The organism is Nocardioides sp. (assembly GCF_044226765.1).
Taxonomy (GTDB): Bacteria; Actinomycetota; Actinomycetes; order Propionibacteriales; family Nocardioidaceae; genus Nocardioides.
This window is the reverse complement of record NZ_JBGAGJ010000006.1, coordinates 15,745-33,650: the sequence shown is the minus strand read 5'-3', so window position 1 is coordinate 33,650 and position 17,906 is coordinate 15,745. Positions and strand designations below refer to the sequence as shown.

Sequence of the window (17,906 nt, the reverse complement as noted above, 5' to 3'; positions counted from 1 at the left end):
TCCACAGCCCGGCCATCCGAGCCGGTCCTCCACAGCCCCGCCCGGCACGGCCGACAGGTGTCCGCAACAGCGGCGAGCCTGGCGTCCATGACGCGAACGACGACTGCGGCAGCCCGACTCGCCCTCGGTGCCTACGGGGAGGACCTGGCGGCCCGACACCTGGTGGGGCAGGGCCTGGTGCTGCTCGACCGCAACTGGCGGTGCGAGACCGGCGAGATCGACCTGGTGCTCCGTGAGGGTGACGTCCTGGTCGTGTGCGAGGTCAAGACCCGGGCCAGCACCGACTACGGCACCCCCCACGAGGCGATCTCCGAGGCGAAGCTCGACAGGCTGCGCCGGCTCGCCGTGCGGTGGGCCGCGGAGCACGGCGTCGCACCACCCGACATCCGCATCGACCTGGTCGGCATCGTCCGCCCCCGGCGAGGCCGGTCGCTCGTCGACCACGTCCGGGGGATCGGCTGATGACCTTCGCCACGACCCACACCGTCTCCCTGCACGGCGCGGTCGGCCACCTCATCGACGTCCAGACCGACGTGTCCCCGGGCCAGGTCGGGGTCACGATGGTGGGCCGCGCCGACACCACCATCAACGAGGCCCGCGACCGGGTACGCATGGCGATCGTGAACAGCCAGCTGGCGTGGCCGGCGACCCGACGGATCACGATCCTGCTGTCCCCGGCCGACCTGCTCAAGCGCGGCACCCACTTCGACCTCGCCATCGCGATCTCGGTGCTGGCGGCCGCCGGCGTGGTGCCGTCCACGGAGATCGTGGCCACCGCGTTCGTGGGTGAGCTGACCCTCGACGGCAACCTGCGCTCGGTCACCGGGGTGCTGCCGATGGTGCTGGCGGCCGCCGAGCGCGGCATCGGCGCGGTGTTCGTCCCCGAGCCCCAGGCCGCCGAGGCCCAGATGGTGCCGGACATGAGCGTGGTCGGCGTCCGCTCGCTCGCCCAGGTGGTGGCGGTGCTGCGCGGGGAGCGACCGCCCGAGGCCGCCCCCGTGGCGCCGACGTCCGGTGCGCGGTTGCTCGCGTGGCGCGGACAGGAGCGGCGAGACGAGCTCGACCTGGCCGACCTGGTCGGGATCGCGGACGCCCGGTTCGCGGTCGAGGTCGCCGCTGCCGGCGGCCACCACCTGCTCCTGTCGGGACCCAAGGGGTGTGGCAAGACCAGCCTGGTCGAGCGCATCCCCGGCATCCTGCCCGACCTGACGCCCGAGGAGGCGCTCGAGCTGAGCGCGATCCAGTCCCTGGCCGGGACACTCGACCCGGTGGCCGGCTTCCCGACCCGGCCGCCGTTCTCGGCTCCCCACCACGACGCCAGCAAGGCCAGCCTGATCGGAGGTGGCGCCGGGGTGGTCCGTCCGGGCGAGGTCAGCAAGGCACACACCGGGGTGCTCTTCCTCGACGAGTTCCCGCTGTTCCGCGCCGACGTCATCGAGGCGTTGCGCCAGCCGCTGGAGAACGGCGACGTGACGATCGCGCGGCGTGACGAGTCGGTCACGCTCCCCGCCCGGGGCATGGTGGTGCTGGCCGCGAACCCGTGCCCGTGCGGTGACTTCAGCACCGACGTGGGTCGGAGCCCCTGCACGTGTCGACCGGTGCAGCTGCGCGAGTACCGCACCAAGGTGACCGGGCCGGTTGCGGACCGGGTGGACATCGTCCGCCACCTGCGCCAGCTGCGCCGGTCCGACGGCGACAAGGACCTGGTGCGCCCGGAGTCCTCGGCCGACGTCCGCAGGCGGGTCGAGGCGGCGCGACAGCGCCAGGCAGAGCGCTACGCCGCGGAGAGCTGGCGCCTCAACGGGCACGCCCCGGGTCCGGTGCTGCGCGAGAGGTGGCCGCTCAGCCGGGCCGGACAGGCCATGGTCGACGAGCAGCTCTACGCCGGCCGGCTGAGCCGACGCGGAGCGACCCGGGTGCACCGGCTGGCGTGGACGGTCGCCGACCTGAGAGGACGCGACGAGCCGGCCCTTGACGAGGTCGACACCGCCCTGCGGCTGCGCACCGGCGACCCGTTGCTGCTCTCGATGCTCGAGCGCGCCGGATGAGCACCGACGACCGGCTGGCCCGGGTCGCGCTGTCCTGCGCGATCGAGCCGGGCGAGGACCGGATGCTCACGCTCGTGGGCGAGCTCGGTGCTGGGGCCGTGCACGAGAGGTTGCGCGGCGAGGAGTCCCTCCTGCCGAGGTTCCACGGCCTGGATCCCGAGCGGGTGCTGGCAGACGCCAATCGGGTCGGTCTGCGGTTCGTCGTCCCCGGGGACGAGGAGTGGCCCCCGGTGCTGGGCGACCTCACGACGGCGCCGGCGCTGCAGCGCCGCGGCGGCGTCCCGGTCGGATTGTGGGTACGTGGCCCGGTGCGGCTCGACCAGCTCGGCGGATCGGTGGCGGTGGTCGGCTCCCGGTCGGCGACGACCTACGGCGCCGACGTCGCGGCCGGGATCGCCGCCGACCTGGCCGCCGCGGGGCGGACGACCGTCTCCGGTGGTGCCTTCGGCATCGACCAGGCTGCGCACCGCGGCGCGGTCGCGGCCGGCGGCCCGACGGTGGCCGTGCTGGCGTGCGGTGCCGACCGGGTCTACCCCGAGGCCCACCGCCGAATGATCGAGCACCTCGCCGCCGAGGGCGCGGTCGTGTCCGAGACGCCACCGGGTGGGGCGCCGATGCGGATCCGGTTCCTGGCCCGCAACCGCCTCATCGCGACGCTCTCGTCGGGCACGGTGGTGGTCGAGGCGGCGGTCCGCAGCGGTGCCCTCAACACCGCCAACTGGGCCGGCCGGCTCAACCGGCACCTGATGGGGGTGCCGGGACCGGTCACCAGTGCGAGCTCCCAGGGCGTGCACCAGCTGGTGCGCACCGGCGCGGCCACCCTCGTGACCTCCGGTGAGGACGTCCTCGAGGTGGTCGCGGCAGCGGGCGAGCACCTGGTGGCTGAGCCCCGGGCGCCTGAACGCCGGCGTGACCGACTCAGCCATGGGCAGCGGCAGGTGCTCGACGCGGTCCCGGTCGCGTCCGGCGCGACCACCGACTCGATCGCACGGATCGCCGGCATGGGGCCTCGCCCGGTCCGCGACGCGCTCGGTCGGCTGGCCGAGCTGGAGCTCGTCGAACGCGACGGACCGGGGTGGCGGCTCGCCGCCGCGGCTCGCGAGTGACCGGCCCCGTCGTTCCTAGAGTGGAGGGGTGACCGACGACGAGGGTGCCAGCGGACTGCCGGAGCCCCTGGTGGGGGTGCTCGCCGCGTACGAGCGGCACCTGACCTCCGAGCGCGACCTCACCCCCCACACGGTCCGCGCCTACACCGCGGACGTCGCCGGGCTGCTCGACCACGCCGCGCGGCTCGGCCACGAGGACGTGTCGACCCTGGACCTGCGCACGCTTCGCAGCTGGCTGGCCAAGCAGCAGACCCTCGGTCGGTCTCGCACCACGCTGGGGCGTCGTGCGACCGCGGCCCGGGTGTTCACCGCGTGGCTGTGCCGGACGGGCCGGGCGCCGGTCGACGCCGGTGCGAGCCTCGGCTCGCCCAAGGCCCACCGCACCCTGCCGCCTGTGCTGCGCGTCGACGAGGCCGCCGACCTGGTCCGGGCCGCCGCGGACCGAGCCGACGACGGCAGCCCGGTGGGCCTGCGCGACGTCGCGATCCTCGAGCTCCTCTACGCCACCGGGATCAGGGTCGGCGAGCTGGTCGGGCTCGACGTCGACGACGTCGACCGCGAGCGCAACGTCGTGCGGGTCCTCGGCAAGGGCCGCAAGGAGCGCACGGTGCCCTTCGGACGGCCCGCCGCCCGGGCGCTCGACTTCTGGCTGCGCCAGGGCCGGCCGGCGCTCGCCGTCCCCGGCAGCGGGGCGGCCGTCTTCCTCGGCGCCCGCGGTGGTCGGATCGACCAGCGCGCCGTGCGCACCCTGGTCCACCGGCGGATCGCCGACGTGCCGGGCGCCCCCGACATCGGCCCCCACGGGCTGCGGCACACCGCCGCGACCCACCTGCTCGAGGGAGGGGCCGACCTGCGGTCGGTCCAGGAGCTGCTCGGCCACGCGTCGCTGGCCACCACACAGCTCTACACGCACGTCACCACGGACCGGTTGCGACGGGCCTACCAGCAGGCCCACCCCCGAGCCTGACGAGCGGGGACCACCCGGCGAGCCGCGGCGTGGTGTCCCCGACGCCGATGGGCACGGGCTCGTCGCGCCACAGCGGGAGCAGCCGCACGGGTCCGGCACCGACCAGCCGCAGCGGATCGAGGTAGGTGTCGCCCATGATCCAACCCCAATGCAGGCAGGACCGGGGCAGGCAGTGCGAGCCCGACCACTCGAGCCGACCGATCCGGTCGCCGACGGCCACCTGGGTGCCGACGGGCACCGTGGCCGCCACCGGCTCGTAGGTCGTGCGGGTGGCGCCGTGGTCCACCACGACCACGCCGCGTCCCGCGAGGACGCCGGCCCAGCTCACCGTGCCGGGCAGCGCCGAGCGGACCGGCTGGCCCACGGAGCCGAGCAGGTCGACGCCTCGGTGACCGGCGCCCCACGGGTCCGCCGGAGGGTCGAACGCACGCACCACCTCGGGCTCGGGTCGCAGGGGCCACACGCCGGTCGGGTCGGTGGCGGCGGACCGGGCGGGAGTCGCCAGCAGCACCGTGAGGACGGCGGTGAGGACGCCGGGGAGGACGGTCGCGAGGACGCTGCGCACCAGGGACGGACGGATGGTCATGACCCGATGCTGGTGCGGCAACGGGTCGGTCGCGACCGGACCGGCGTCGCCGGTGGACGAGCAGGTCCGCCGGCCCACCGGTGGACGTCAGCCGGGCCGATCCGCGCGGATTCGCAGTGCCCCGCGGCGTCGACTACTCTGGCGGGAGCAACCCGTGAGGGTTGACTTCGCACGTCCGCAGACCGCGACGGGCCCTGCACTCCGAGGACCCGGCCGCCCGCGGGCGTGGCCGTCAGTCCGGAGCTCCCGAGGTCCGGTCCGGCCACGCGCGGACGTCAGGGCCGAGGAGCACCCGCTCCGCGGCAGCAACTGAAGACCAATGCGAGCACGTCCCCTTCGTCCGGCCTGCGTCAAGGCCGGGCTCAGCGAGGGTGCGGGCTCCACCACCAGGAGAGATTCCCCATGGCAGTCGTGACCATGCGCCAGCTCCTCGAGAGCGGCGTGCACTTCGGGCACCAGACCCGGCGCTGGAACCCGAAGATGAAGCGCTTCATCATGACCGAGCGCAACGGCATCTACATCATCGACCTGCAGCAGTCGCTGTCCTACATCGACCGCTCGTACGCCTTCATCAAGGAGACCGTCGCCAAGGGCGGGACCGTGATGTTCGTCGGCACCAAGAAGCAGGCCCAGGAGGCGATCGCCGAGCAGGCGACCCGCGTCGGCATGCCCTACGTCAACCAGCGGTGGCTGGGCGGCATGCTCACCAACTTCTCGACGGTGCACCAGCGGATCAACCGCCTCAAGGAGCTCGACGAGATCGACTTCGACGACGTGGCCGGGAGCAGCCGCACCAAGAAGGAGCTGCTCCAGATGCGCCGCGAGCGCGACAAGCTGAACAAGTCCCTCGGCGGCATCCGCGAGATGAGCCGGACGCCCGCCGCCGTGTGGATCGTCGACACCAACAAGGAGCACCTCGCCGTCGAGGAGGCCCGCAAGCTGCGCATCCCGATCGTCGGCATCCTGGACTCCAACTGCGACCCCGACCTGGTCGACTACCCGATCCCGGGCAACGACGACGCGATCCGCGCCGTCGGCCTGCTGACCCGCGTGGTCGCCGACGCCGTCGCCGAGGGCCTGATCGCCCGCTCGGGCGCCAAGTCCGGCGAGGGCGAGGCCGTCGGCGCCGAGGAGCCCCTGGCCGAGTGGGAGCGCGAGCTCCTGGGCGGCGAGGCCGAGGCGACCGCCGTCGAGGCGACCGGCGGCGACGCCGCGGCCGAGGCCCCCGCCGCCGAGGCGACGGGTGCCGGCACCGAGGCCGCCGAGGCCGTCGAGGCCGTCGAGGAGACCAAGGCTGCCGAGGAGACCCCGGCTGCTGAGGCCGTCGAGGCCGATCAGGCCGCGGCCCAGGCGGCCGAGACCGCCGAGTCCGTCGAGTCCTGACCGTCGGTCCCGTCCGAAGAACTTCGAGGAAGAAGGAACATGGCTAACTTCTCCGCTGCCGACGTCAAGAAGCTCCGTGAGCTGACCGCCGCCGGCATGATGGACTGCAAGAAGGCGCTCGAGGAGGCCGACGGCGACTTCGACAAGGCCGTCGAGATCCTGCGCGTCAAGGGTGCTGCGAAGGCCGCCAAGCGCGGTGCCGAGCGCGAGGCCTCCGCGGGCCTGGTGGCCCACGCACCCGGCGTGCTGGTCGAGCTCAAGTGCGAGACCGACTTCGTCGCCAAGGGCGAGGACTTCGTCGCCACCGCGCAGCAGATCGCGGACGCCGCGTCCGAGGCGAAGGCCGCGGACGTCGAGGCGCTCAAGGCCGTCGCGCTGGGCGACCAGACCGTCGGCGAGGTCGTCGAGGGACTCGCGATCTCGATCGGCGAGAAGATCGAGCTCGGCCAGTACGTCTACTTCGACGGCCCGGTCGTGGCCTACATGCACAAGCGTGCGGCCGACCTGCCGCCGGCCGTCGGCGTCCTCGTCGAGTACGACGGTGACGCAGACGCTGCTCGCGCCGCGGCGATGCAGATCGCGGCGATGCGTCCCCAGTACCTCACCCGTGAGGAGGTGCCCGCCGACGTCGTCGCCAAGGAGCGCGAGATCGCCGAGGCCACCTCTCGCGAGGAGGGCAAGCCCGAGCAGGCGATCGCCAAGATCACCGAGGGCCGGCTCAACGGGTTCTTCAAGGACGTCGTCCTGCTCGAGCAGGCGTCGGTGACCGAGAGCAAGAAGACCGTCAAGGCGGTCCTCGACGACGCCGGCACCACCGTGAAGCGGTTCGCCCGTTTCGAGGTCGGAGCCTGACCGGATAGGTTCGCGTCCAGACATCACACGAGGAGGCCGGTTCGATGACAGCTCGACTGATCATCGGACCGGCCTCCTCGCATCTCCAGCGGCACCCTCAGCCGCGTCCTGCCCGTCGAAGGAGTCGCCCGTGACCGGATACCAGCGCGTCCTGCTCAAGCTCTCCGGCGAGGTGTTCGGTGGAGGGAAGGTCGGGGTCGACCCCGACGTGGTCCAGGCCGTCGCCCGCGAGATCGCGGCGGTCGCCCGGGCCGGCGTGCAGATCGCGGTGGTGACCGGTGGAGGCAACTTCTTCCGCGGCGCCGAGCTCCAGCAGCGCGGGATGGACCGGGTCCGTGCCGACTACATGGGCATGCTCGGCATCGTCATGAACTGCCTGGCGCTCCAGGACTTCCTGGAGAAGCTCGGCGTCGAGACACGCGTGCAGACCGCGATCACGATGGGGCAGGTGGCCGAGCCGTACATCCCGCGGCGCGCGATCCGGCACATGGAGAAGGGCCGGGTCGTCATCTTCGGCGCCGGCATGGGCATGCCCTTCTTCTCCACCGACACCGTCGCCGTGCAGCGCGCGCTGGAGAGCAAGTGCGACGTGGTGCTCGTGGCCAAGAACGGGGTGGACGGCGTCTACACCGCCGACCCGCACCTCGATCCCACCGCGACCAAGTTCGACGAGCTCAGCTACGACGAGGCGATGGCCCGGGGCCTGCGGATCATGGACCAGACGGCGTTCGCGCTGTGCGGGGAGAACAAGCTCCCCATGGTCGTCTTCGGCATGGAGCCGGAGGGCAACATCCTGCGCGTCGTGCAGGGTGAGAAGATCGGTACGCTCGTCAGCGCCGGCTGACCGCGCGGCGGGCACGCAACCAGTGACGAAGCAGGAGAAGCCGTGATCAACGACATCCTCAACGAGGCCGACCAGAAGATGGACAAGTCGGTCGAGGCGACGCGGGAGGAGTTCGCGGCGATCCGGGCGGGCCGCGCCCACCCGAGCATGTTCAACAAGATCGTGGTCGACTACTACGGCTCCCCGACGCCGTTGCAGCAGCTCGCGTCCTTCACCGCTCCGGAGGCGCGGATCATCCTGATCTCGCCCTACGACCAGGGCGCGATGCACAACATCCAGAAGGCGATCCGCGACTCCGACCTCGGGGTCAACCCCGCCGATGACGGCAAGGTGATCCGCTGCGTGTTCCCCGAGCTCACCGAGGAGCGCCGCAAGGAGTACATCAAGGTGGCCCGCCACAAGGCCGAGGAGGGCCGGGTCGCGGTGCGCAACCTGCGCCGTACGGCCAAGCACCAGCTGGAGAAGCTGGAGAAGGACGGCGACGTCGGGCAGGACGACGTCACCGGTGCCGAGAAGCGTCTGGACGGCATGACCAAGAAGCACACCGACGCGATCGACGACCTGCTCAAGCACAAGGAGGCCGAGCTGCTCGAGGTCTGAGCCGCTCGACTCCTCCATGACCGACGCGACGTCGCCGGCCCCCGTCCCCGCCAGCGCCCCGCAGAAGGACCACGGCAGAGCCGGCCGCAACCTGCCCGCCGCGGTCGCTTCGGCGGTAGTGCTGCTGGGCGCCATCGCGCTCTCGCTGCTGTTCTGGAAGACCGCCTTCATGCTGATCGTGGCCGCAGCCGCGGTGGTGGCGGTCTGGGAGCTGGGCCGCGGGTTCTCCGCCAAGCACATCGACCTGCCCGAGCAGCCCCTGATGGCCGGTGCCGTGGTCATGGTCGTGGTCGCGTACTTCTGGGGCACCGACGCGCTGGTCACCGCGACGGCGGTGGCCGCACTGGTCACGATGCTGTGGCTGTTGCGCCGCGGCGTCGACGGCTACGTCCAGGACGCGACCGCGTCGGTGTTCACCCTGGTCTACGTGCCGTTCCTGGGCTCTTTCGTCGCGCTGCTGCTGGCGGAGGGCGGCACCGACGGCGCCGGTCTCGACGACCCCGGCGTGCAGGGGATCATCACCTTCATCGGGGTCACCATCGCCTCCGACATCGGGGGGTACGCCGCCGGCGTGCTGTTCGGGAAGCACCCGATGGCTCCGGTCATCTCCCCGAAGAAATCCTGGGAGGGCTTCGCCGGCTCCGCGGTCTTCTGCCTGCTCGCCGGCTGGGCGCTCGTGGTCTACCTGCTCGACGGCGACTGGTGGGTCGGCCTGCTGCTCGGCCTGATCGCCGTCGTGATGGCCACCCTGGGCGACCTGTGCGAGTCGGTCATCAAGCGCGACCTCGGGATCAAGGACATGAGCCACGTGATCCCCGGCCATGGGGGCCTGATGGACCGCCTGGACTCCCTCCTCGCGACCATCGCGCCGATCTGGCTGCTGCTGCACTACCTGGTCTACTGAGGCCCGCTCAGCCGCCGACCCCGCCGGACGTCATACGGGTTGGTCGTGGGGGCGGCCGGGGCGTATGACGTCCCCGGTCCGGCGGCGGGAGGTCATGCGGGTTGGTCGTGGGGGCGGCCGGGGCGTATGACGTCCCCGGTGGCCGGGCCGCCCGCCGGTGGCACGCTGCCTGATCGCTCACACTCCGCGCCTCGCCCGGCACGCCGACGCACCGATCCGGCGCCGCTGCGCATAGCATCGAGATGATGTCGACCGAGCAGGAGGACGCCGAGCAGGCCGTCCCCGCGACCCAGGATCCCGCGGGCCAGGCGCCCGTCAGCGAGCGTGCGCCCGACTGGTGGCACCGCGACCACCCGACCTTCACCGCGATCACGGGCTTCTTCACCGGGCTCGCCTTCGTCATCGTCGTCCCCGGGCTGTTCGCGGCGGTGCTGGGGCTGCTCTTCGACTACCACACCGCCGAGGACCTGTTCCCGTTCGTGCTGGTCACCCTCGGCATCCCGATCGGTCTGGTGATCGTGCCGCGGACCCGCCGCTTCGGGATCTACATGGCCATCGGCATGGTCACGACCGCGCTGGTCGTGGGCGGGGTCACCGCCCTGGTGCTCTGGTACATGGTCACCTACCAGAGCTGACGTCTCGGCCGGTCCGAGCTCGTCGGTTGGGGTCCGGTGCCTGCCAGGTGGGACACTGGCCCGATGTCCGAGCCCACCCAGCTTCCCCTCGTCCTCGACGAGCCGCGCGGCCGCAGGAAGCCGCCGCCGCACCTGGCCGACCTCACGCTGGCCGAGCGGGTCGCCCGGGCCGAGGAGCTCGGCCTGCCGGGGTTCCGGGCCAAGCAGCTCTCGACGCACTACTTCGGCCGCCTGGTCGACGACCCGGAGCAGATGACCGACCTGCCCGCCGCCCAGCGGGCCGAGCTCGTCACCGGGCTGCTGCCGCCCCTGATGACGCCCGTCCGGACCCTCGAGGCAGACCGCGGCACCACCCGCAAGACGCTGTGGCGGCTGTTCGACGGCGCCCTCGTGGAGTCGGTGCTGATGCGCTACCCCGACCGCGCCACCATGTGCGTCTCCAGCCAGGCCGGGTGCGGAATGGCCTGCCCGTTCTGCGCCACCGGTCAGGGCGGCCTGCAGCGCAACATGTCCACCGGCGAGATCGTCGAGCAGGTCGTGGCCGGTGCCCGCTCCCTGGCCCGCGGCGAGGTGCCCGGCGGTCCGGCCCGGGTCTCCAACGTGGTCTTCATGGGGATGGGGGAGCCGCTGGCGAACTATCGCGCGGTGATCGGCGCCGTACGCCGCCTGACCGACCCGGCCCCGGAGGGGCTGGGCATGAGTGCTCGGGGCGTCACCGTCTCGACCGTCGGCCTGGTGCCTCGGATGCGCCAGCTGGCCGACGAGGGCATCCCGGTCACGCTCGCGCTGAGCCTGCACGCACCGGACGACGAGCTGCGCAACGAGCTGGTGCCGATCAACACCCGGTTCTCGGTGGCGGAGACGGTCGAGGCCGCCTGGCACTACGCGGACGTGACCCGCCGCCGGGTGTCGATCGAGTACGCGATGATGCGCGGCATCAACGACCAGGGCTGGCGGGCCGACCTGCTCGCCGACGTGCTGCGCTCGTACGGCGACTGGGGCTGGGTCCACGTCAACCTGATCCCGCTCAACCCGACGCCGGGATCGCGGTGGACCGCCTCCGACCCCGCCGACGAGCGGGAGTTCGTGCGGCGCCTCGAGGCTCGGGGCATCCCGACCACGGTGCGTGACACCCGCGGTCGGGAGATCGACGGGGCGTGCGGCCAGCTGGCAGCTGCCGAGTAGGTCTCAGCGCAGGAACGCCGGGGCCTTCATCACGAGCTCGACGTTGCGGTCGACCCGGCGGCCGCGACGGTTGTCGTCCCGCTCCTGCCAGTCGTTGGCGCCGAGCAGCCGGGAGAGCCCCGCGAGCCGCAGGGGGAGCTGCTCGTCGTTCGTGAGGTCGCCGTCCCACTCCAGGGTGCCGCCATGGTCGACCATGGTGGTGAAGATCGACAGCGTCCCGTCGCGGTTGTCGGCGATCTCGATGATGCGCGACTGCTGCGGCCAGTCGATGTGGGAGGCGGTGTTGATCTCCCAGAAGCCTCCCACCACCTTCTTGGTCCGCTTGTCCTTGCGCACGTGCGGCCAGATGTTGTTGTCGTGGGTGTGGCCGTTGACCCACGCGATCACGTTGTCGTAGCCGAGGAGCAGGTTGGTGACCTGGGTGGCGAGCTTCGGGTCCTTGAAGGACTCCAGCGGGTGGTGGCTGGCGAGCACGACCAGTCGCTTGCGGCTCGCGGCGAGCTGCTTCTTCAGCCAGGTGAGCTGCGCGGCGTCGATCGTGCCCTGCTCACCGGCGGGGAGGACGGTGTCGAGCACGATGAAGCGCACGATGCCCCGGTCGAAGGTGTAGTAGGCCGTGTCGTCGTCGAGGTTCTTCTGGGTGAAGCCGTGGCCGACGGGGGTGCCGGTGGTGTTGAAGTGCTCCTGCACCCATTCGTCGCGGTCGATGATCCGCCGGTCGGGGTCGGCGGTGACGGTCCGGGAGTCCACGCCGGAGATCGGCTTGACGTCGCCGATCGCCCTCGCGCGGAAGATGTCGTTGGCCGGGAAGTTGCCCTGGATCAACCCGTCGTGGTTGCCCATGGCCGTGTACCAGTCCATCGCGAGGCCCTCGGCCTGGAAGGGCAGGCGGGCCGCGTCGAGGACGCCCGGGATCTCGGGGAACCCGTACTTCGACCGCGGGTCGTCGTCGACCTTCCCCTCGGGCGTGCCGTCGGGGTGCCAGTAGCCGGTCATGTACGACGCGGCGTTCTGGTCCATCACGCCCTCGTACTTGGTGAGGTCGCCGGAGTCGACGGTGACCATCTCGCCGTCGAGGACGTCGATGTTCCAGCGGATCTCGTTGTACTGACGGGAGTCGGAGTTGTCCCCGGTCTGGATCGCGAAGGCGAGCTTGCGACCGGTGACCGGGCCGGTGCCGATGTCGTTGAGCGCGCGCACCATCGCGTCGGCGACGTGGCCGCTGAAGACCTCCTGCGGCCGGTAGGCGCTGGAGCTGAGCGACTCGCCGTACTCCAGCCGCATGGGCGACTGGGCGTCGACCACGTGGATGTCGCTGAGCTGGGCGAACGCGAGCAGCCCCCGACGCCGGGAGCGGCGGCTCTTGCTGGGCACCGCGCCGAGACCGCCACGGACGACCCAGGGCTCGCCAGGCCGTTCGACGACCGCTCGCCAGCCGCCGTCGCCTGCCGGACCCTTGCCGAGCACCGTCCGCCGGGTCGTGGTGCCACCCGCGGTCCGTGGAGCCAGGCGGGCCGCGGCACCCGTGCCGGCGACCGCGTCGGCGGACAGCGAGCCGAGGCCACCGAGCGCTGCGGCGCCGCCCACGACGAGCGAGGAACGGATCAGGTCACGACGAGAGAGCTGCACGCGCGTCAATCTAGGCTCGACCTGCTGTTCACGTCCCGGAAATCAGCAGGTCCACAGCTTCGTCGACCGCGTCGACCAGGTGCACGTGCGGCTCCATCGGCTTGCCACGCGCCAGCCGCTGTAGGAGCGGCCACGCCGGGAGCGTCTCGGTCCAGTACCGGGCGCCGAGCAGCACCATCGGCGCGACTGCGGTCTCCTCGGCGTAGTAGTTCTCGCACGCGTCCTGGAAGACCTCCTGCACCGTGCCGCCCGCGCCCGGCAGGAACACGATCCCGGCGTCGCAGACCTGGAGGAGGATCGCCTCGCGGGTCGAGTTGCGGAAGTACTTCGCGATCGCGGTGGCGAAGGCGTTCGGAGGTTCGTGCCCGTAGTGCCAGGTCGGGATCCCGAGCGTGTCGTCGGCTGCCGGGAACCGGTCGAGGACCGCGCGGGCGCGCCGGACCCACGCGTCCACCGACGGGCGGTACGACGGCACCTCGGCGAGCAGCGCGACCGCCTCGTCGAGGTCGTCGGCCCGGTGGGCGAACCGGCCGCCGAGGTTGGCCGCCTCCATCGCGCCCGGCCCGCCGCCGGTCGCCACGACCGCGTCCCGGCCCAGCGCGGCACCCAGCCGCGCCGCGTCGGCGTACCCGGGGTGGTCCCGGTCGAGCCGGTGGCCCCCCATGACGCCCACCAGGTGCCGGCCCTCGGTCCAGTCGTCCAGCGCGAGGTCGATCGTGTGGTCGTGCAGGGCCCGCGCCAGCGCGTCGTCGGCGCCGAAGGGACGCTGCGACCAGGCGTAGGCGCGGGCGTCCAGGGAGTCGGCGTAGCGGCGCGAGTCGTAGAGCTCGTCGGCGGTGTACAGCGCCTGGCGGGGCTCGACCGGCGCGTCGTCGGGCACCTGCAGGACGAGTCCGCCGCCGGCTCGGACCAGGTCCTCGTCGCCGGGCGCGAAGCGGCAGGCGAGGAAGGTCGCGCCCGAGGTGCTGACCGCCGCGAGCGTGTCGTGTCGACCGGTCAGGTCGACCCCGCGCACCCGCCACCCACGCAGCGAGGTGGCTCCCGCAGCCAGCCGGCGGTCGAGCTCCTCGAGGGTCTCGACGTGGACCAGCCGGCCGCGGGAGCGCTTCACGCCGCGACTCTAGAGGGACCGGGCGCGGCCCCTTCAGAAGGCGTGCGCGAGCAGGTCGCCGTACAGCGCGTGCTCGTCGGCCTCCAGCCCGCGCGCCCGGAACCAGCTGCACACGTTGGTGCAGTCGCGCAGGAGGAAGTCCAGGCCCTCCGGGTTGCCGACCAGGTCGACCATCTGCGGCAGGTCGATCACGACCAGCCGGTCCCCGGCCGCGAGGACGTTGTACGGGGAGAGGTCGCCGTGCACCAGGCCGTGGCGCGCCAGCTCTGCGAGGAACTCGCGCAGCTGCTCGAAGTAGGCCGTCAGCAGCGCCCGGTCGGGACGCGTCTGGGCCAGGCGCGGCGCGGTCTCGCCGTCCTGGGTGATCCACTCCATCAGCAGCTCGGTGCCGTCGACCTGCACGGGGTAGGGGACCGCGAGACCGAGCTGGTGGCAGCGCACCAGCGCGGTCCACTCCGCCCAGGCCCACTGCCCGGCCGCGACGGCGCGCCCGTGCGCGGACTTCTTCGCCATCGCCCGGTTGTCGCGGGTGTTGCGGACCTTGCGCCCAGCGGTGTAGGCGGCCGAGCGGTGGAAGTCGCGGTGCTCGGCACCGCGGTAGCGCTTGGCCACCATCACGACCGACGAGCCCGGGGCGTCCGAGCCGGGGACGGCGCGTTCCAGCAGGAACGCGTCGGCCTCCTTGCCGGTCTTGAGGACACCGAGCTCGGTGTCGACGGCGGCCTGCGACGTCACCACCCAGTCGGGGCGGGGCTCCGGGCCGCGGCACAGGGGCTCCACGTCGAGCCAGGTGGACCAGCGCTGGTCGTCGTCGAGGTCGTCAGCGACCTCGAAGTCGAAGACGAAGGTGGGGTCAATCCCCCCGAGGTCGGGTCGGGGACGAGAGAGGTCGGTCATCGGTACAGATGCTCCAGGGAGAAGAGAGGGGGCGGGCTGCTGCGGGCAGGCCACGGACAGTCGTGGACATGTCACGGCTCCTCTCCTCGGGCGCCCGGTCGGCCCGGGCGCTGCGACCAGCCTCGACCGTCGCCGGGCGCGGTCGCAACCGGTTTACGCATCGACGCCCCGCCCAGGGGGTGCACCCGGGCGGGGCGTCGGTCAGGGGGACGGCGGGCTCAGGCGGCCACGCCTCCGGTGGTGGTCGGGATCGCCAGCTCGGCGACCCGCTCCCAGGCGTCGTCGACGTGGACCACCCGACGCCCCATCCGGTGGAGGATGCTCGCGGCGATGCCGGCCCGGTAGCCGGACCGGCAGTGCACCCAGAGCTCGCCGGGGGGTAGGTCGGCACCCCGGAGGTCGACGTCCTGCACCGGCAGGTTGAGACTGCCCGGCAGGTGCTCCTGGTCGTGCTCGTCGCGCTGCCGGACGTCGACGACGACGGGGGCGACGGGCGCCTGCGCCACCTCGTCCCGGAACGCCGCCCAGTCCGCGCGCCGGTAGGTCGCGGGCAGCGGCGTGGCGACGTCCAGCAGGTGGGTCCGCGGGCCGTCCATCCCGATCGCCGCCAGGTCCCGCAGAGCGGACCCGAGGTCCTCGGGGTCGTCGCACAGCAGGACGAGCTCGTCCTCCCACGGGACCAGCCAGCCGACGTACGTCGCGAACTGGGTGCCGTACTCCATGCTCACCGTGCCGGGCAGGTGGCCCCGGCTGAACGAGGTGCGCCGCCGCAGGTCGACCACCCAGGTGCCGGCCAGGACCGCGTCGGTCACCTCGGCGGCGGTGACGGGCCGGGTCGGCCGGGGGCGGGCCCGGCCGACCCGGCCCGGTTGAGGGGAGCCATGTGCGGGTAGTAGCGCGGGTACGGCCCGTAGCCGGCCACCAGCTCGGCGACGAACCGGTCCCGGTCGGTGGTGAGTGCCGGGTTGGCCACCCGCTCGTCGCCGATAGTGCCCCCGGCGCCGGTGGCGGCCGTCGTCGCACCGGCGCAGAAGCTGCCGAACCCGTGGGTCGGGTGCAGCGTCGTCGCGGGGTCGAGTGCGCCGAGCAGCCGGGCGCTGGCCCACTGCCGGCCGGCGAGCTCGGCGGTCAGCCGCTCGTCGACGAGGTCGGTGCGGCCCACGGTGCCGCGCAGGAGGCTGCCCCCGCTGAACAGTGCCCCGGGCCGGTCCAGCTCGTCGTGCGAGCGCACGAGGAAGGCCTGGTGGTGACGCGTGTGCCCCGGCGTCGCCAGCACGCTGACGTCGAGGCGGCCGACGGGGACCACGTCGCCCCCGCGGACGCCCAGCCGCTCGAACTCGACCGGCTCGTCGGCCGCCAGCAGGTAGTCGGCGCCGTGCCGCCGGGCGAGGGCCAGCGCACCGGAGACGTAGTCGTTGTGCACGTGCGTGTCGGCCACGGCGGCGATCTCGACCTGCGCCTGCTCGGCCACCCTCTCGACGTCCGACACGTCGCGGGGCGGGTCGACCACCAGGGCCCGGGACCCGTCGTGGACCAGGTGGGTGCGGTTGCCGAGGGCCGGCACCTCGAGCGTCACGACCTCCATGCCGACCTCCCCATTATCAAAAGTCGATTGACTTACTCGAGTTATAGCACAGAAGTGGTGGTCGGCTAGGTTTCGCCGGGTGATCCGACGCCGCGTGCTCAGCCTCGCCGCCGTACCCGTGGTGCTCGCTCTCCTCGCTGCCGGCGCGGCTGCCGGCGCGGCTGCCGGCGGTGCTGCCGGCGGGGCCACCCCCGGCTCGGACGACGGCCCGCGGCATCGCTCGGCTCCCCACGGGTCCGCCGGGATCGGTGACCCCTACTTCCCGCTCGACGGCAACGGCGGGATCAACGTGATCTCCTACGACGTCCACGACCGCTACCGCTTCGACACCGGTCAGCTGTCCGGCTGGACCGCCCTGCGACTGCGCGCGACCCAGGCGCTCTCCGGCTTCGACCTCGACTTCCTCCTCCCGGTCTCGGCGGTGACGGTCGAGGGTCGACGGGCCCGCTTCGACCAGCACCGCTACCACGAGCTGTCGATCACCCGGGCGCTCGCCGCGGGCCAGACGGTGCGGGTCGTGGTCCGGTACGCCGGCCGTCCCGGCGACTACACCTACGCCGGGGAGTCGAACTGGCTCGCCGACAGCGGGGAGGTCGTCGCGATGAACCAGCCGCACATGGCGCCCTGGTGGTTCCCAGCCAACGACCATCCGCAGGACAAGGCGCGGCTGACCGTCTCCATCACGGTGCCCCGCGACCTCCAGGTGATCTCCAACGGCCGCCGGACCGCCCGGGTCGACCGCGGGAACGGCCTGGCGACGACGACCTGGCGCTCGGACGAGCCGATGGTGCCGTACCTCGCCTTCTTCGCGGCCGGCCGGTACGCCGTCGCCCAGGGGAGGGCCGACGGTCGTCCGTGGCTGGTCGCTGTCTCCCGGTCGCTGCCGGCCTCGTCGCAGCAGGCGGCGATGGGCCTGATGAAGCGGACCCCGGCGCTGCTGCACTGGCTGGAGACGGTGATCGGTCCCTACCCGTTCTCGACCAGTGGCGGCCTGACCACCGCCCTGGACCCCGGCTTCGCCCTGGAGAACCAGACCCGGCCCACCTATCCGTTCATGGGCGACGGACCGGGCGCGGTCAGCACGGTCGTCCACGAGCTGGCCCACCAGTGGTTCGGCGACTCGGTGGCGGTGCACCGCTGGCGCGACATCTGGCTCAACGAGGGCTTCGCCACCTTCATGGAGCAGTACTACGCCGAGACCCACGGCGGCTCGACCGCCCGGCAGTGGCTGCGCTCCTACTACGACGCCACGGATGCCGGCGACGGCTTCTGGGCCCACCAGGTCGCGGACCCCTGCCCCGACCACCAGGGCTGCGTCGGCCCGATCTTCGCCAGCTTCGTCTACGACCGGGGCGCGATGGCCCTGCAGGCGTTGCGCGACGTCATCGGCGACGACGACTTCTTCGAGCTGCTCGGCACGTGGGCCGCGACCCGGGCCGGCAGCACCGGCTCGACCGAGCGCTTCGAGGCCCTTGCCGAGACCGTCAGCGGCCAGGACCTCGACGGCTTCTTCGAGGCGTGGCTCCACAGTCCGACCAAGCCGGCCGACACCGCCGCCAACGGCCTGGGGTAGC

Annotated in this window: 18 protein-coding genes; 12 read left to right on the top strand and 6 right to left on the bottom strand. The window is 72.6% G+C overall.

What is annotated here, in order from left to right:
• Nucleotides 1–87 precede the first annotated feature (87 nt).
• Genes ACILRH_RS13810 through ACILRH_RS13795 form a run of 4 tightly spaced genes read left to right on the top strand, consistent with a single transcriptional unit; the run spans nucleotide 88 to nucleotide 4,121 of the window.
• The gene (locus ACILRH_RS13810) at nucleotides 88–462 is read left to right on the top strand and encodes a YraN family protein (RefSeq protein ID WP_395694185.1); all 375 of its coding nucleotides are present in this window, start codon (nucleotides 88–90) and stop codon (nucleotides 460–462) included.
• On the top strand, nucleotides 462–2,048 hold the full coding sequence (locus ACILRH_RS13805) for a YifB family Mg chelatase-like AAA ATPase (RefSeq protein ID WP_395694183.1): 1,587 nt from the start codon (nucleotides 462–464) through the stop codon (nucleotides 2,046–2,048). The genes ACILRH_RS13810 and ACILRH_RS13805 overlap by 1 nt, the downstream gene beginning before the upstream one ends.
• Entirely contained in the window at nucleotides 2,045–3,154 is a 1,110-nt protein-coding gene (dprA, locus tag ACILRH_RS13800) for a DNA-processing protein DprA (protein WP_395694181.1), read from the top strand. Before ACILRH_RS13805 ends, dprA begins: the two co-directional genes overlap by 4 nt.
• Nucleotides 3,155–3,182: 28 nt before the next feature.
• The gene (locus ACILRH_RS13795) at nucleotides 3,183–4,121 is read left to right on the top strand and encodes a tyrosine recombinase XerC (protein WP_395694180.1); all 939 of its coding nucleotides are present in this window, start codon (nucleotides 3,183–3,185) and stop codon (nucleotides 4,119–4,121) included.
• On the opposite strand, the gene ACILRH_RS13790 is transcribed toward ACILRH_RS13795, so the two are convergent.
• Nucleotides 4,069–4,707 (bottom strand): M23 family metallopeptidase, encoded by a 639-nt coding sequence (locus ACILRH_RS13790; RefSeq protein WP_395694178.1) that lies wholly within the window; start codon nucleotides 4,705–4,707, stop codon nucleotides 4,069–4,071. The genes ACILRH_RS13795 and ACILRH_RS13790 overlap by 53 nt on opposite strands.
• Nucleotides 4,708–5,109: 402 nt before the next feature.
• On the opposite strand from ACILRH_RS13790, the gene rpsB reads away from it, so the two are divergent.
• The 7 genes from rpsB to rlmN all read left to right on the top strand — a co-directional run bounded on the left by rpsB (nucleotide 5,110) and on the right by rlmN (nucleotide 11,110).
• Entirely contained in the window at nucleotides 5,110–6,090 is a 981-nt protein-coding gene (gene rpsB, locus ACILRH_RS13785; protein WP_395694176.1) for a 30S ribosomal protein S2, read from the top strand.
• Between the two features lie 39 nt (nucleotides 6,091–6,129).
• Nucleotides 6,130–6,942 carry a translation elongation factor Ts gene (gene tsf / locus ACILRH_RS13780; protein ID WP_395694175.1) on the top strand — a complete coding sequence of 271 codons (813 nt, stop codon included), beginning with the start codon at nucleotides 6,130–6,132 and terminating at the stop codon, nucleotides 6,940–6,942.
• Nucleotides 6,943–7,072: 130 nt separating this feature from the next.
• On the top strand, nucleotides 7,073–7,786 hold the full coding sequence (pyrH, locus tag ACILRH_RS13775) for a UMP kinase (protein WP_395694173.1): 714 nt from the start codon (nucleotides 7,073–7,075) through the stop codon (nucleotides 7,784–7,786).
• Nucleotides 7,787–7,831: 45 nt separating this feature from the next.
• Nucleotides 7,832–8,386 carry a ribosome recycling factor gene (gene frr / locus ACILRH_RS13770; protein WP_395694545.1) on the top strand — a complete coding sequence of 185 codons (555 nt, stop codon included), beginning with the start codon at nucleotides 7,832–7,834 and terminating at the stop codon, nucleotides 8,384–8,386.
• 16 nt (nucleotides 8,387–8,402) lie between these two features.
• On the top strand, nucleotides 8,403–9,290 hold the full coding sequence (locus ACILRH_RS13765; protein WP_395694171.1) for a phosphatidate cytidylyltransferase: 888 nt from the start codon (nucleotides 8,403–8,405) through the stop codon (nucleotides 9,288–9,290).
• 245 nt (nucleotides 9,291–9,535) lie between these two features.
• Nucleotides 9,536–9,925, top strand: coding sequence for a hypothetical protein (locus ACILRH_RS13760; protein WP_395694170.1), 390 nt, complete (start codon nucleotides 9,536–9,538; stop codon nucleotides 9,923–9,925).
• Nucleotides 9,926–9,988: 63 nt separating this feature from the next.
• On the top strand, nucleotides 9,989–11,110 hold the full coding sequence (rlmN, locus tag ACILRH_RS13755) for a 23S rRNA (adenine(2503)-C(2))-methyltransferase RlmN (RefSeq protein ID WP_395694168.1): 1,122 nt from the start codon (nucleotides 9,989–9,991) through the stop codon (nucleotides 11,108–11,110).
• Nucleotides 11,111–11,113: 3 nt separating this feature from the next.
• Here the strand turns inward: rlmN and ACILRH_RS13750 are convergent, their stop codons facing one another.
• From ACILRH_RS13750 to ACILRH_RS13730, 5 genes are all read right to left on the bottom strand, one after another.
• Complete coding sequence (locus ACILRH_RS13750) at nucleotides 11,114–12,739, bottom strand: TIGR03767 family metallophosphoesterase (protein WP_395694166.1); 1,626 nt, start codon at nucleotides 12,737–12,739, stop codon at nucleotides 11,114–11,116.
• 28 nt (nucleotides 12,740–12,767) lie between these two features.
• A complete protein-coding gene (locus tag ACILRH_RS13745; RefSeq protein WP_395694164.1) occupies nucleotides 12,768–13,850 on the bottom strand; it encodes an LOG family protein in 1,083 nt (360 codons plus the stop codon).
• Nucleotides 13,851–13,883: 33 nt separating this feature from the next.
• Nucleotides 13,884–14,747 (bottom strand): serine protein kinase RIO, encoded by an 864-nt coding sequence (locus ACILRH_RS13740; RefSeq protein WP_395694163.1) that lies wholly within the window; start codon nucleotides 14,745–14,747, stop codon nucleotides 13,884–13,886.
• 218 nt (nucleotides 14,748–14,965) lie between these two features.
• A complete protein-coding gene (locus ACILRH_RS13735; RefSeq protein ID WP_395694161.1) occupies nucleotides 14,966–15,559 on the bottom strand; it encodes a rhodanese-like domain-containing protein in 594 nt (197 codons plus the stop codon).
• Nucleotides 15,556–16,332 (bottom strand): hypothetical protein, encoded by a 777-nt coding sequence (locus tag ACILRH_RS13730; protein ID WP_395694159.1) that lies wholly within the window; start codon nucleotides 16,330–16,332, stop codon nucleotides 15,556–15,558. The genes ACILRH_RS13735 and ACILRH_RS13730 overlap by 4 nt, the downstream gene beginning before the upstream one ends.
• Before the next feature lie 79 nt (nucleotides 16,333–16,411).
• Between ACILRH_RS13730 and ACILRH_RS13725 the strand changes: the two genes are divergently transcribed.
• Nucleotides 16,412–17,905 carry a M1 family metallopeptidase gene (locus ACILRH_RS13725; RefSeq protein ID WP_395694157.1) on the top strand — a complete coding sequence of 498 codons (1,494 nt, stop codon included), beginning with the start codon at nucleotides 16,412–16,414 and terminating at the stop codon, nucleotides 17,903–17,905.
• The last annotated feature ends 1 nt before the right edge of the window (nucleotide 17,906 follow it).